Genomic DNA, 12969 nt, shown 5'->3' with positions numbered 1-12969 from the left:
CCAACGGGACCATTTCATCTGAAGGAAAGCATCATGGTTGAACTGCACACGAATCACGGCGTCATTCGCATCGAACTCGACGCCGACAAGGCGCCGAAGTCGGTCGAGAACTTCCTGAACTACGTCAAGAACGGCTTCTATGACAACACGGTGTTCCACCGCGTGATCAATGGCTTCATGATCCAGGGCGGCGGCTTCGAGCCGGGCATGAAGCAAAAGCCCACCGAGGCGCCGATCGAGAACGAAGCCAACAACGGCCTGAAGAATGTCAAGTACACGCTGGCCATGGCCCGCACGAACGATCCGCATTCGGCCACGGCGCAGTTCTTCATCAACGTCAGCGATAACGACTTTCTGAACCACAGCGCACCGACGCCGCAAGGCTGGGGCTACGCCGTGTTCGGCAAGGTCGTCGAAGGCCAGGACATCGTCGATCAGATCAAGGGCGTGAAGACCGGCTCGAAGGGCTTCCACCAGGACGTGCCGGTGGACGACGTCGTCATCGAGAAGGCCGTGATCGTCGCGTAAGCGCGTCCACCGCCAACGCAGCCTCTCGATGCCAGCATCGACTGCGCGGTGCTCGCCATGCCCTGTGACACCACGGGGCGACGGGCCCGCGCTTTTCATTTCCGATCTTCACCTCTCGCCGGCGCTGCCGCGCACGGTGCAAGTCTTCGAGGACTTCCTGCGCGGCCCCGCGCGTGAAGCGTCCGTCCTGTTCATTCTCGGCGACCTGTTCGAATACTGGATCGGCGACGACATGCTCGACGTCGCCACGCTGACCGACACCCGCACCGAAGCCTCCACGCGCCCCCCCGAACCCCTCGGCGCGTTCGCACGTCGCATGACGGCCGCCATGGCGGAACTGTCCGCGAGCGGCGTGCCGATTGCCGTGATGCGCGGCAATCGGGACTTCCTCCTCGGCAAGCGCTTCGCACGCGCGGCCGGTGCGATCCTGCTCGACGATCCGTGCGTGTTCTCGTTTCTCGGGCAGGCGCTGGTACTCAGTCACGGCGATCAGTTGTGCACCGACGACGTGGGCTATCAGCGCTTTCGACGCGTCGCCCATTCGCCGCTCGGCAAGGCGCTCTTCCTGACGCTGCCGCTGCGCTTGCGCATGGCCATCGCGAATCGCATCCGGCGGCGCAGTGCCGCCAAGGGTGCGCATCGCATGGCCTACGCCGATGCCAACGCGCAAGCCATCGCCGCCCTGCTCGACGCCGCCGGTGAGCGCACGCTTGTGCATGGGCATACGCATCGTCCGGCACGCCATGCCGACGGCCGCCGCGTGCGCTGGGTGTTGCCCGACTGGGAGTTCGATGTGGCGACGCCGCGTGGCGGCTATCTGCAATGGGACAGCCACGGCTTACGGGCGATCGATCTTGCGGACTCCGCCCCCGGCAACCGCTAAGGCGTTGCCCCCCAAAGCAAGGCGGCCCGTGCGGATGACGGGCCGTTTTCGCAAGCACAAGCGCGACCTCGCGCCATGGCGCGTTACATGTCCTGGATTTCCTTGCCCAGCTTGCGCAGCTCCGCGGTATCGATCTTGCTCGCGCCCAACGCTTCGAGATGCGCGCCAAGCTGGTTGAGCGCCGCCACCATCACATCGATCTTGTGCGCCTGATCGGTCGCGTTCTCGATCAGTCCGTGAATGGCAAGCGAGACGGGATCGTCGGCGTTCGGCGTAATGCCATAAGTGGAGAATTCCGGCTTGCGCTCGTGGTCGTTCGGCTTGGCTTGCGTGTCCTCGCGAGGCGCGTCGGGGCGAATGATGCGCGCGGGATTGCCCACCGCCGTGCCGCCGGCGGGCACCGCCTTCACCACCACCGCGTTCGAGCCGATCTTCGCGCCCTCGCCCACGGTGAAACCGCCGAGCACTTTGGCGCCCGCGCCCACGATCACGCCGGGTGCCAGCGTCGGGTGGCGCTTCGCGCCGCGCGCAAGCGACGTGCCGCCGAGAGTGACGCCCTGGTAAATCGTGCAGTCATCGCCAATGACGGCCGTCTCGCCGATCACCACACCCATGCCGTGATCGATGAAGACGCGGCGGCCAAGCGTCGCCCCCGGGTGGATTTCGATGCCGGTGAGGAAGCGCGCATATTGCGACACGTAGCGGCCAAGCCATTTGAAGCCGGAGGTCCAGCATCCGTGGGCAACGCGATGCAGCATCACGGCATGCAGGCCCGGGTAGCACGTGAAAACTTCCCAGTTGCTGCGGGCAGCCGGGTCTTTCTGTCGAATGGCGGCGATATCTTCGCGAAGACGGGTGAACATGAGTCTGAATTCGATCCTGTGGTGGGTGTCCGGCCGTTCTGGCGCGGATCATCGCGGCGTTACCGGGGCCCGCGCCCTTCGTGAAGGTCGCGCACGGCGGGCACACTGGGTACGGTGGGTGCAAAAAGCGCGGCGAGCGGTGGCGGGTCACCGCCGGTGCTTGCGCTCCAGAATGTGCTTCGCGATGCCGCGCAGGATGTTCACCTCCTCACGCTCCAGATGGCTCTTTGCGAAAAGTCTGCGCAGGCGCGTCATGAGCTTCTTCGGATTCTCGGGGTCGAGAAAATCGAGTTCGACGAGCGCACGCTCCAGATGCACGAGCATGCCTTCGACGTCATCGCGTGTCGCCAGCGACGCATGCGCGGTGGCATCGAGTTCCGAGGGCAACACGGCCACCGTCGCGGCATGCGATCCTTCGCCGCGCTCGCGCGCCAGACAGCCCATGCGCACTTCGTAAGCGATGAGTTGCACCGCCTGCGAGAGATTGAGCGAGCTGTACACCGGGTTGGCGGGGATATGGACAAGCGCATTGCAGCGCTCGACATCGTCATTCGACAAACCCGTGCGCTCACTACCGAACACGAACGCCACCGCCTCGCCCTGCCCCGCGTGCTGCACTGCGATTGCGGCGCTCTCGCGCGGCTCGGCATTGGGCGGCCCGTATTCACGCGAACGCGCCGACAAGGCGACGGCCCAGCTCACGCCCTGCAAGGCCGAATCGAGATCGGGCACGACCCACGCATTTGCCAGCACGTCGTCGGCGCCGCTCGCGAGCGCCACGGCTTCCGGATCGCGCAGCACGTCGGCCCCCGCGCGCGGTGCGGCCAGGACCAACCGGCCAAACCCCATCGTCTTGATTGCACGGGCGGCCGACCCGACGTTGCCGGGATGGCTCGTCTCGTTGAGCACGAAACGCACTTGATCGAACAACGACGACGCGGGATGGGCAACAGCAGACTGTGACATGAGGCAGTGATGAGGAGTGGAAACAGAGGCATGCGAAAACACGACGCGCCGTCACCGGGATCGGAACCGGTCCACGCTTGTCGTTCGGCTCGGCCGGCCGTTCAACGGCAAACGTTGCTATTTTGCCCTGAATCGCGAACGCTGCGGGCGGTCATGATGGCCCCGATCGCCGGACCTCGCCGGTACTGCCATGAAACCGCCGAACCCCGAAAAAGGGTCAGAAGCGGGCGCGAAACCCGAAGACGTCTCAGCGCAAGCGCCGCGTTTTTGCTAAAATGCGCGTTTTCGTCCTTGCAAACGAGCCGCCACCCGGTGCGCGGCGCTTGCGGGGCATCGCTCTTGCTCAATTTGTTCGCTTTGTCTGCCATGCCTGACGGCCGGCCCAGAGGGGGTCGCGCGTACCGACGGCAATGGCCTTAACAGGAATCTGTCATGCAGCATCCCATGCTCAATATCGCGGTGAAGGCCGCGCGCCGCGCCGGCAACATCATCAGCCGCGCCTCTCTCGACATCGACACTGTCAAGGTCACCAAAAAGCAGCACAACGACTTCGTGACGGAAGTGGACAAAGCGGCTGAGCAAGCGATCATCGAAACCCTTCTGCAAGCCTATCCGGACCACGCCATCCTCGCCGAAGAATCGGGTGAGGAACATGGCAAGTCGGGTTCCGAATACCAGTGGATCATCGATCCGCTCGACGGCACCACCAACTTCATTCACGGCCTGCAATACTACTGCACGTCGGTCGCGCTCGCCCACAAGGGTATCGTCTCGCAAGCCGTGATCTACGATCCGACCCGCAACGAACTGTTTACCGCATCGCGTGGCCGTGGCGCCTTTCTCGACGGCAAGCGCATTCGCGTGTCGCGCCGCGATCGTCTGGCCGATGGCCTGATCGGCACCGGCTTCCCGTTCCGCGACCTGCAAGGCGTTGAGAACTATCTGAAGATGTTCGGCACGATGACCGAGCATTGCGCGGGCATCCGCCGTCCGGGCGCGGCGGCACTCGATCTGGCCAACGTCGCGGCCGGCCGCATGGACGGCTTCTTCGAGCAGGGCCTGAACGCGTGGGACATGGCGGCCGGCAGCCTGCTGATTACCGAAGCTGGCGGTCTGGTCGGCAACTACACCGGCGAATCGGACTTCCTGTTCGAAGGCGAAGTCCTCGCGGGCAACCCGAAGATCTACGCGCAGATGGTCAAGCTGCTCGAAGGCTATTCGCGCGCCAAGCGTCCGGTGTCGCCGGCCAGGGCCAGCGCCGCCAGCGCGGTTGCCTCGGAAGGCAACCTGCCGTCGTAAGGCGTGCGCAGGGGCGCTGGATGTGATGGCGCCCCCCTCGCAAAAAACCCCGGCGATGCTCGCGCATCCCGGGGTTTTGTGTTTCCGGCGCCGCCGCTGGCGGCCCGGAAAGCGCTCGCACGCTGTGCTCCTCAGGCGCCCAGACGCGCCAGCACCGTATCGCGGCCAAGCAGTTCGAGCACCGCGTCGATGGCCGGCGTGTGCGTCGTGCCAACCACGAGCAGACGCACCGGCATCGCGAGCTGCGGCATCTTCATGCCATGCTGGGCGAGCGTGGCCTTGAATGCCGGCGAGATGGCCGCCTTCGTCCACTCGGGCAACGCCGCCAGCGCCACGCCAAGATCCTTCACGGCCGCGCGCGCGGTATCCGTCATGTGCTGGGCCAGATCGTCGTTCGACGGTGCCGGCTTGCGATAGAACATTTCGGCGCTCGCCGCGATGTCCTTGATCGTGTTCGCCCGGTCCTTGAACAGCCCGACCACACCTGCGAGCGACGGACCGCCTTCGATCGACACGCCCGCCTTCTGCAGGAACGGCTCGGTCAGCCCGGCCAGGCGCTCGTTATCCGCCTGCTTGAGGTACTGGTTGTTCATCCACAGCAGCTTTTCGGGATTGTGCTGTGCGGGCGACTTGCCCAGATGATCGAGGTCGAACCACGTCACGAACTGCTCGCGCGAGAACACTTCGGCATCGCCGTGCGCCCAGCCCAGCCGTGCCAGATAGTTCACCACCGCCTCGGGCAGGAACCCTTCCTCGCGATACTGGACCACGCTCATGGCGCCGTTGCGCTTGGACATCTTTTCGCCCTGGTCGTTAAGCACCGTGGGCAGATGGGCGTAGATCGGCGGCTGCTTGCCGAGTGCTTCGAAGATGTTGATCTGACGCGGCGTGTTGTTCACATGGTCGTCGCCACGAATCACGTGCGTAATGTCCATGTCGATGTCATCGACAACCACACAGAAGTTGTAGGTCGGCGTGCCGTCCGGACGCGCGATCACAAGGTCGTCGAGCTCGTCGTTCGAGATTTCGATGCGGCCCTTGACGGCGTCTTCCCACACCACGCTGCCGGCGAGCGGGTTCTTGAAGCGCAACACCGGCTGCACACCGGCCGGCGGCTCGGGCAGCACCTTGCCCGGCTCCGGACGCCAGCGACCGTCGTAACGTGGCTTCTCACCGCGCTCGCGCTGCTGCTCGCGCAGCTCGTCGAGGGCTTCCATGCTCATGTAGCACGGATAGACGTGACCGGCGGCCTTCAGTTGCTCGAGCACTTCGCGATAGCGGTCCATGCGCTGCATCTGGTAGAACGGACCTTCGTCGTAATCGAGGCCGAGCCATTCCATGCCTTCGAGAATGACCTGCACGGCTTCCGGGGTCGAACGCTCGAGATCGGTGTCTTCAATGCGCAACACGAACGCGCCGTGATTGTGACGCGCGAAGGCCCACGGATAAAGAGCGGAACGGATGTTGCCCAGATGGATGAAACCGGTCGGGCTAGGCGCAAAGCGGGTGCGGACAGTGGTCATGATTTGGCGTGGGTGCATCGCGTCGGCGACAAACAAAAACGCCCGCGGCGGAGGGTCTCGCGCAGGCGGGTCGCCAACATTCGGAAGCTGGCATTATATCAGCCACGTGCGCGCACTCACCGAGAACGTGAGGTCGCCCCCCCTTGTGCGCCTTACTTCGTCGATCGGTGATAACGTCGGATACTTCGCCATTCGATCACGGTCGTATTCTTCTTCTCCTGCCATGTCCATCCCGATCCTCGCGCTCCGCGAATACTGCCCGACCGATCGCACCGACACGCATGACTTTCATCAGGTCGTGATCGGACTGTCCGGGCGCATGTCGATGTCGCTGGACGGCAATGCAACGCAATACGGGCGTGTGGGCACGCGCAACGGCGTGGTGATTCCAGCCGGCGTGCGGCATGAGTACCGGGGCGACGGCCCCAACCGACAAGTCGTGCTGGATGTGCCGTCGCGTCTGGCGACGGCGACAGGCTCGCAGCGCGCGTTTGCGCACGAGGCTTTTTTCACGCTCGACGCGAACCTGCTGGCAATGGCCCGGCGCGTGAGCGCGCGCATGGACGGCGAGTGTCCCCTGAGCGCGAACGACCCTGTCGTGCGTGCTTGGCTGGGCGCCCTCACGGCGCGGCTGGCGTCGTCCCGCCCCGCACAGCGCCCCGTTCGGCTGGACCTGGCGTGCATCGACGCCCGACTGCGCACTGCGCTGGCAACGCCACCAGGTACGGGAACGCTGGCACGGGAAGCCGGCATGAGCGTGCGTCATTTTCACGATGCCTTTGTCGCGATCACCGGCGAGACGCCTCACCAGCATCTGATGCGCCTGCGGCTCGCACGTGCGGCCACATTGCTGAGCACCGGCGACGCAACGCTCGCCGACATCGCCCTGGAGGTCGGCTTCAACGACCAAAGCGCCCTGTCCCACGCGTTTCGCCAGCACTACGGCCAGCCCCCCGCCGCGTGGCGGCGCCAGCGCCTCGCCCGCGGCGCTTCAGGCTAAGTCGATCGCTCGGCTGCAGGCACATTGGTCGGAATGCGCCGAATAACGAATAGAATTCGCCCAAAAATATTCGCATTCACGACACCAATCTCCCAATTTCTGGTCGAATTGCGGCGCTGACCGGTGCCAGGCGCCCCGCCGCATGCCAACCGGGACTGGCCCGGCGCCGGTCAAGCGGCCATCGACAGGCACGCAACGACGTGCGCGACGCATTGGGAGACACGCACCTTGAAACCACTTCTCTACCGCCTGCTCATCGGACTGGCCGGCCTGGCCCTGTTCTGGGCGTTCGGCATGCTCAGCGCCAAAGAGTACGGCAAGAGCGCGGCGCTCATGGCATCCGCCCTACCCGGGCTCACGGGCTTGTGCCTGATGCTGCGCACGCGCCCGGCATGGCTGAGCGCGACGACGCTGGGCATCGTTGCCGTCTTCTTTCTCGACGCAGCCACCAAAGGGTTTCTGCGCGACTACTTCGGTCTGCGCCCGAACCATCTGCTGGTCCTGCAAGCGGTGTTCAACACGAACCCTTCGGAAGCCAGCGAGTTCTTCCGCCACCACTGGCGCGATCTCGCCGAGGCAAGCGGGGTCTTCGCAGTGCTAATGTCGGTGGTGGTCATGCTCGAGCGCCGCCTGTCGCGGGCGGAGGCCGCGAACGCTCCGCCGCCAATGCGGCGCCGCAGCCAAATCGCCGTGACCAGCCTGCTCCTGGGCTTTTTCGCGCTGCATCTGAATCCGACGATGGCCAAGGAAAACCCGCTGCTCTACTGGCCGATCCGCTATCTCGACTACCAGCGACAACTCGCGCATGCCGACACGCTTCAACGCGAACTCGACCGCAACATGGCCCAGCGCAACGACTGGCGCGTGCAGTATCGGGGGCCCGCGCGCAAGACCGTTGTGTGGGTGATCGGCGAGAGCCTGAACCGCAACAACATGTCGCTCTACGGCTATGCGCGCAACACCACGCCGATGCTCGACGCATTGCGGTGCGAACTCACCGTCTTCCGTGACGTGGTGTCGTCCGAGCCCGCGACCATGGCCTCCCTCATCAAGATGCTCACTCCCGCAAGCCTCGCCGATCCCGACGCCTGGACGCATCAGCCCGATCTCGTCATGCTCGCCAAGGAAGCGGGATATCGCACCTACTGGATCTCGAATCAGGCGCCCAACGACGGCTGGCTGGGACTCGTCGCCAATCGCGCCGACGAGCGGGTCTTCATCAACAAGGGCTTGGGGCGCGGCGAGAACAATTACGACGGCAACCTGTTGCCGGAGGTCGAAGCCGCACTCGCGAGCGACGCCCCCCGCAAGCTTATCGTCGTGCATCTGCTCGGCGCGCATCCGACCTACGATATGCGTTACCCGGAGGCCTTTGCACGCTTCGACAACACGGACGATGCCGTCGTGCGCCAACTCGCGACGCAAGGTCGGTCGCTCTGGGTGCGTCGCTTGCGCAACGAATATGACAACGCCATCGCCTACAACGATTACGTGGTCGCCAGTCTGATCCGCAAGACTATGGCGGCCACGGCGACGTCCGACGCCAGCCTGCTGTTCAGCTCAGACCACGCCCAGGAGGTTGGTCACACCCGCAATCACACCGGACAGTCTGTCGCCGATGCCTCCGGCTACGAGATCCCGATGCTCGTCTGGACGCGAGGCAGGATCGATGCGAAGCGGCGCGCAACGCTGGAATCCCGGCCCTATCAAACCGATCAGCTCGACCACACCATGCTCGGCCTGCTCGACATCGACACGACTTACTACAATGCGTCGCACGACGTGATGAGCGACGCGTTTGCCCCGGCAGCGCGCAGCATCAACGCACGCCCGTATCGAGCATCCATGGATATGGCGTCGGCCGACGGGGCAACAAAAAAGCCGATGCGATAGCTCGCATCGGCTTGCGACCCGACCGTTATCTGCTGACTTGTCGCAGATAACCCGGGCCAGCCCGCGTCAGGCCTCCAGCCGCGACACGAACTTCGGCTGCAGGTACGCTTCGAGCGCTTCCGGGCCGCCTTCCGAACCGTAGCCGCTGTCCTTCACACCGCCGAACGGCACTTCCGGCAGGGCCAGCCCCGAATGGTTGATCGTCAGCATACCGGTCTCGACGCGCGCCGACAGGCGATGCGCCGTGCCCTGCGACGTCGTGTACGCATATGCTGCCAGGCCGTACGGCAGACGGTTCGCCTCGGCAATGGCTTCCTCTTCCGTATCGAACGGATTGACGATCGCGACGGGGCCGAACGGCTCTTCGTGCATGATCTTCGCGCTCAACGGCACGTTGCACAGCACCGTCGGCGCGTAGAAGTGACCGCCTTCAGCCGCACGCTTACCGCCGGTTTTGAGCTGAGCGCCTTGGGCCACCGCATCGTCGACGATCGCGCTGATCGCCTCGAAACGCTTGCCATTGACCAGCGGCCCCATCGTCGTTTCCGGATCCAGCCCGTTACCCACGCGCACCGCTTCGGCGGCCTTCACGAAGGCGTCGACGAACTGATCGTACACGCCGCGCTGCACGAGGAAACGAGTCGGTGCGATACACACCTGACCGGCGTTGCGGAACTTGCCGGCAGCAAGATTCCGCACGGCGGCAGCGATATCGGCATCGTTGAAAATCAGCACCGGCGCATGCCCGCCGAGTTCCATCGTCACACGCTTCATGTGCAGACCGGCCATCGCCGCCAGTTGCTTGCCCACCGGCGTGGAACCCGTGAACGACACTTTGCGGATCGTCGGATGCGGGATCAAATACGACGAAATTTCGGCAGGCACGCCATACACCAGGTTCAGAACACCGTCGGGCAGTCCGGCGTCGGCGAAGGCGCGAATCAGCCCGGCCGGCGAGGCGGGCGTTTCTTCCGGTGCCTTGACGATCACCGAGCAACCGGCGGCCAGCGCAGCCGAGACCTTGCGCACCACCTGATTGACCGGGAAGTTCCACGGCGTGAATGCCGCCACCGGACCGACCGGCGTCGGGATCACCATCTGGTAGACATTCGGCACACGGGCCGGCACCAGACGGCCGTAGGCGCGCTTGCCCTCTTCCGCGAAGAATTCGATGATGTCGGCCGCCGAGAGCAGTTCGCCCTTGGCTTCGCCGATCGGCTTGCCCTGCTCCATCGTCATCTGACGTGCGATGTCGCCGACGCGCTCGCGCAGCAGACCGGCGGCCTTGCGCATGAGCTTGGCGCGCTCGAACGGTGCGATTTCGCGCCACTTGGCAAAGCCCGCTTCCGCCGCCGCGAGGGCGGCGTCGAGATCCGGCTGGGTCGCTCGCGCGACAGTTCCGATGGTTTCGCCAGTGGCCGGGTTTTCGATCGGCAGCGTGAGACCTTCCGCGCCTCCCTTCCACTGCCCGTTAATGAAAAGCTCTACGTTGTGCGACATGCTGAAGTCTCCGGTTGGCAACACGCCCAACAGCATAACGCAGGCGGCGGATTCCTGTTGCCCTGCCAGCGCGCTCAGGCCGGTGCGTTTCCCGGCGCCCCCGGAGACATCTCATCACATGAAACAAAAGGGCCGACAGTGCTGGCAACGTTCCACGTTGCCGCACTGCCGGCCCTCAGGGGGAATGATCGTCCCCCCGCGTCGTCTTGCGCGACGTCGAGACGTCCCAAGCCTCGTCAGCCCGCCAGAATTTCCTTCAACGCGTCCGTGAACGCAACGCACTCCGCTTCCGTGCCGACCGTGATGCGAAGGAACTGCGCCACGCGCGCCTGCTTGAAGTGGCGCACGATGATCGAGCGCTCCCGCAGCGCCGACGCCAGTTGGGCTGCGTCGTGCAACGGGTGACGCGCGAACACGAAGTTCGCCGTCGACGGCAGCACCTCGAAACCCAGCGCCGACAAGCGCGTCACGAGGGCCTCACGGCTTGCGATTACCGCCCGACGCGTTGCGTCGAAATATGCCTCGTCTTCAAGGGCGGCCACGCCGGCTGCCTGCGCGAGACGGTCGAGCGGGTACGAGTTGAAGCTGTTCTTGACGCGCTCGAGCGCTTCGATCAGATCCGGATGCCCGATGGCGAAGCCCAGACGCAGCCCCGCCAGCGAGCGCGACTTCGAGAGGGTCTGAACCACGAGCAGGTTCGGATACTTCGCGATCAATTTCGCTGCGCTCTCGCCGCCGAAGTCAATGTAGGCCTCGTCGATGATGACCACCGAATCCGGATTTCCCGCCAGCAAACGCTCGATCTCGCCACCGGCCAGCAGGCGACCTGTCGGCGCGTTCGGATTCGGGAAGATGATGCCACCGTTGGGCCTGAGGTAGTCGTCGACGCGAATCTCGAACGTGTCCGTCAGCGGCACGTTCTCGAACGCCACGCCGTACAGCCCGCAGTACACCGGGTAGAAGCTGTAGGTGATGTCCGGAAACAGAATCGGCTTGTCGTGCTTCAACAATCCCTGAAACACGTTCGCCAGCACTTCGTCGGACCCATTGCCCACATGCACGTTGGCCACTTCCAGACCGAACCGCGTGGCGATGGCCTGCTTGAAGCGGCGGGCGTCGGGGTCCGGGTACCGCTTGAGCGCGTCCGCATCGCCGCCGAGCGCCTCGAGAATCGCGGCGAGCACGCGCGGCGACGGACCGTACGGGTTCTCATTGGTATTGAGTTTGATGAGACGCTGCATCTGCGGCTGCTCACCGGGCACATAGGGCGTCAGATCGGCAACGCCCGCGCTCCAGAATCGACTCATGACGGCCACTCCGCTCAGCTCACGAAACCGCGAGCCAAATCGGCCCGAATGTCGGCCGGCGACTCCAGACCGACCGCCAGGCGGATCAGGCCTTCGGTGATGCCCGCCGCGGCGCGCGCTTGCGGCGTGATGCGACCGTGCGTCGTGCTCGCGGGATGCGTAATCGTCGTTCGCGTATCGCCGAGGTTGCCGGTGATCGAGCACACCCGCGTGTTGTCGATCACGCGCCAAGCGTTCTCACGCTGCTCGGCCGGGGTTGCCCCCTTGAGTTCGAACGCGACGATCGCGCCGCCTGCCTTCTGCTGGCGCTGCGCGAGTTCGTATTGCGGGTGTGACGGCAGTCCCGGGTAATACACACGGGCGACCTGCGGCTGCTGCTCCAGCCACTGCGCGATCGCCAGCGCGTTCTCCGATTGCTTCTCGACACGCAGCGACAGCGTCTCCAAGCCCTTGAGCAACACCCAGGCGTTGAACGCGGACAGCGTCGGACCGGCGCTGCGCACGTACGTAAACACCTTGCCCATGATGAATTCCTTCGTGCCGACAATCGCCCCGCCCAGCACGCGGCCCTGACCGTCGAGGAACTTTGTCGCGGAATGCACGACGACGTCTGCGCCGTACTCGATGGGCCGTTGCAACGCCGGCGTACAGAAGCAATTGTCGACGACGAACAAGGCACCCGCTTCCTTCGCAATCTGGCCGATGGCGGTAATGTCGGCAATATCGGTGAGCGGGTTGGACGGCGTCTCGAGGAAGAACATCTTCGTGTTCGGACGGATCGCGGCACGCCAGGCGTCGAGATCGGTCGGGTCGACGAACGTCGTCTCGACACCGAAGCGATTGAAGATCGTGGAGAAGACGTTGAGCGTGGAGCCGAAGATGCTTTGCGAACTGACGAGGTGGTCGCCGCCCGAGAGCGCCGACATCACGACCGAGACGATGGCACTCATGCCCGACGCGGTCGCCATGCACGCCTCACCGCCTTCGAGCGCGGCCAGACGGTCCTGAAACATCGACACGGTCGGATTGGTAAAGCGCGAGTAGGTGAAGCCCTCCTCCGAATGCGCGAAGCGTTCGGCGGCCTCGGCCGCGCTCTTGAATACAAAGCTCGAGGTCAGGTAAAGCGCCTCGGAATGCTCACCAAATTCGGAGCGCTGCGTGCCAGCGCGCACCGCCAGGGTATCGAAGTCGAAGGAGTCCATCGTGT

11 protein-coding genes are annotated in these 12969 nt (G+C 64.6%); 5 read left to right on the top strand and 6 right to left on the bottom strand.

From position 1 onward, the window contains the following. The first annotated feature begins 33 nt into the window (after window positions 1-33). Both OYT13_RS08830 and OYT13_RS08825 read left to right on the top strand, forming a co-directional pair. Window positions 34-528 carry a peptidylprolyl isomerase gene (locus tag OYT13_RS08830; RefSeq protein WP_017234700.1) on the top strand — a complete coding sequence of 165 codons (495 nt, stop codon included), beginning with the start codon at window positions 34-36 and terminating at the stop codon, window positions 526-528. A 64-nt stretch (window positions 529-592) separates the two neighbouring features. Continuing rightward, window positions 593-1411 (top strand): UDP-2,3-diacylglucosamine diphosphatase, encoded by an 819-nt coding sequence (locus OYT13_RS08825; protein WP_017234699.1) that lies wholly within the window; start codon window positions 593-595, stop codon window positions 1409-1411. An 83-nt stretch (window positions 1412-1494) separates the two neighbouring features. Here the strand turns inward: OYT13_RS08825 and cysE are convergent, their stop codons facing one another. Together cysE and OYT13_RS08815 are read right to left on the bottom strand one after the other, a co-directional pair. After that, entirely contained in the window at window positions 1495-2274 is a 780-nt protein-coding gene (gene cysE / locus OYT13_RS08820) for a serine O-acetyltransferase (protein WP_268567602.1), read from the bottom strand. A gap of 147 nt (window positions 2275-2421) precedes the next feature. After that, window positions 2422-3240 carry an RNA methyltransferase gene (locus tag OYT13_RS08815; protein ID WP_268567601.1) on the bottom strand — a complete coding sequence of 273 codons (819 nt, stop codon included), beginning with the start codon at window positions 3238-3240 and terminating at the stop codon, window positions 2422-2424. Window positions 3241-3672: 432 nt separating this feature from the next. Between OYT13_RS08815 and OYT13_RS08810 the strand changes: the two genes are divergently transcribed. Continuing rightward, window positions 3673-4539 carry an inositol monophosphatase family protein gene (locus OYT13_RS08810; protein ID WP_017234696.1) on the top strand — a complete coding sequence of 289 codons (867 nt, stop codon included), beginning with the start codon at window positions 3673-3675 and terminating at the stop codon, window positions 4537-4539. A 131-nt stretch (window positions 4540-4670) separates the two neighbouring features. On the opposite strand, the gene gltX is transcribed toward OYT13_RS08810, so the two are convergent. Continuing rightward, a complete protein-coding gene (gltX, locus tag OYT13_RS08805) occupies window positions 4671-6065 on the bottom strand; it encodes a glutamate--tRNA ligase (protein WP_150563115.1) in 1395 nt (464 codons plus the stop codon). A 220-nt stretch (window positions 6066-6285) separates the two neighbouring features. Here gltX and OYT13_RS08800 point away from each other — a divergent pair, with 220 nt between their 5' ends. After that, window positions 6286-7062 (top strand): AraC family transcriptional regulator, encoded by a 777-nt coding sequence (locus tag OYT13_RS08800; RefSeq protein WP_017234694.1) that lies wholly within the window; start codon window positions 6286-6288, stop codon window positions 7060-7062. A 228-nt stretch (window positions 7063-7290) separates the two neighbouring features. Beyond that, complete coding sequence (locus tag OYT13_RS08795) at window positions 7291-8955, top strand: phosphoethanolamine transferase (RefSeq protein ID WP_268567600.1); 1665 nt, start codon at window positions 7291-7293, stop codon at window positions 8953-8955. A gap of 66 nt (window positions 8956-9021) precedes the next feature. On the opposite strand, the gene OYT13_RS08790 is transcribed toward OYT13_RS08795, so the two are convergent. The 3 genes from OYT13_RS08790 to OYT13_RS08780 all read right to left on the bottom strand — a co-directional run bounded on the left by OYT13_RS08790 (window position 9022) and on the right by OYT13_RS08780 (window position 12964). After that, complete coding sequence (locus tag OYT13_RS08790) at window positions 9022-10455, bottom strand: NAD-dependent succinate-semialdehyde dehydrogenase (protein WP_026132096.1); 1434 nt, start codon at window positions 10453-10455, stop codon at window positions 9022-9024. Window positions 10456-10691: 236 nt separating this feature from the next. Continuing rightward, a complete protein-coding gene (gene hisC, locus OYT13_RS08785) occupies window positions 10692-11762 on the bottom strand; it encodes a histidinol-phosphate transaminase (protein ID WP_268567599.1) in 1071 nt (356 codons plus the stop codon). A gap of 14 nt (window positions 11763-11776) precedes the next feature. Continuing rightward, window positions 11777-12964, bottom strand: coding sequence for an O-succinylhomoserine sulfhydrylase (locus OYT13_RS08780; protein ID WP_130025622.1), 1188 nt, complete (start codon window positions 12962-12964; stop codon window positions 11777-11779). Window positions 12965-12969 lie beyond the last annotated feature (5 nt).

Source organism: Pandoraea sp. XJJ-1, assembly GCF_026802345.1.
GTDB lineage: Bacteria > Pseudomonadota > Gammaproteobacteria > Burkholderiales > Burkholderiaceae > Pandoraea > Pandoraea cepalis.
Note: the sequence above shows the minus strand (reverse complement) of the source record. Positions and strands in the feature narration are given on the sequence as shown.

What these genes read in the sequence shown, in the direction of transcription:
- OYT13_RS08790 (WP_026132096.1), bottom strand. Translation starts at nt 10,455, where the DNA reads ATGTCGCACAACGTAGAGCTTTTCATTAACGGGCAGTGGAAGGGAGGC.
- OYT13_RS08780 (WP_130025622.1), bottom strand. Translation starts at nt 12,964, where the DNA reads ATGGACTCCTTCGACTTCGATACCCTGGCGGTGCGCGCTGGCACGCAG.
- OYT13_RS08815 (WP_268567601.1), bottom strand. Translation starts at nt 3,240, where the DNA reads ATGTCACAGTCTGCTGTTGCCCATCCCGCGTCGTCGTTGTTCGATCAA.
- cysE (WP_268567602.1), bottom strand. Translation starts at nt 2,274, where the DNA reads ATGTTCACCCGTCTTCGCGAAGATATCGCCGCCATTCGACAGAAAGAC.
- OYT13_RS08810 (WP_017234696.1), top strand. Translation starts at nt 3,673, where the DNA reads ATGCAGCATCCCATGCTCAATATCGCGGTGAAGGCCGCGCGCCGCGCC.
- hisC (WP_268567599.1), bottom strand. Translation starts at nt 11,762, where the DNA reads ATGAGTCGATTCTGGAGCGCGGGCGTTGCCGATCTGACGCCCTATGTG.
- OYT13_RS08800 (WP_017234694.1), top strand. Translation starts at nt 6,286, where the DNA reads ATGTCCATCCCGATCCTCGCGCTCCGCGAATACTGCCCGACCGATCGC.
- OYT13_RS08830 (WP_017234700.1), top strand. Translation starts at nt 34, where the DNA reads ATGGTTGAACTGCACACGAATCACGGCGTCATTCGCATCGAACTCGAC.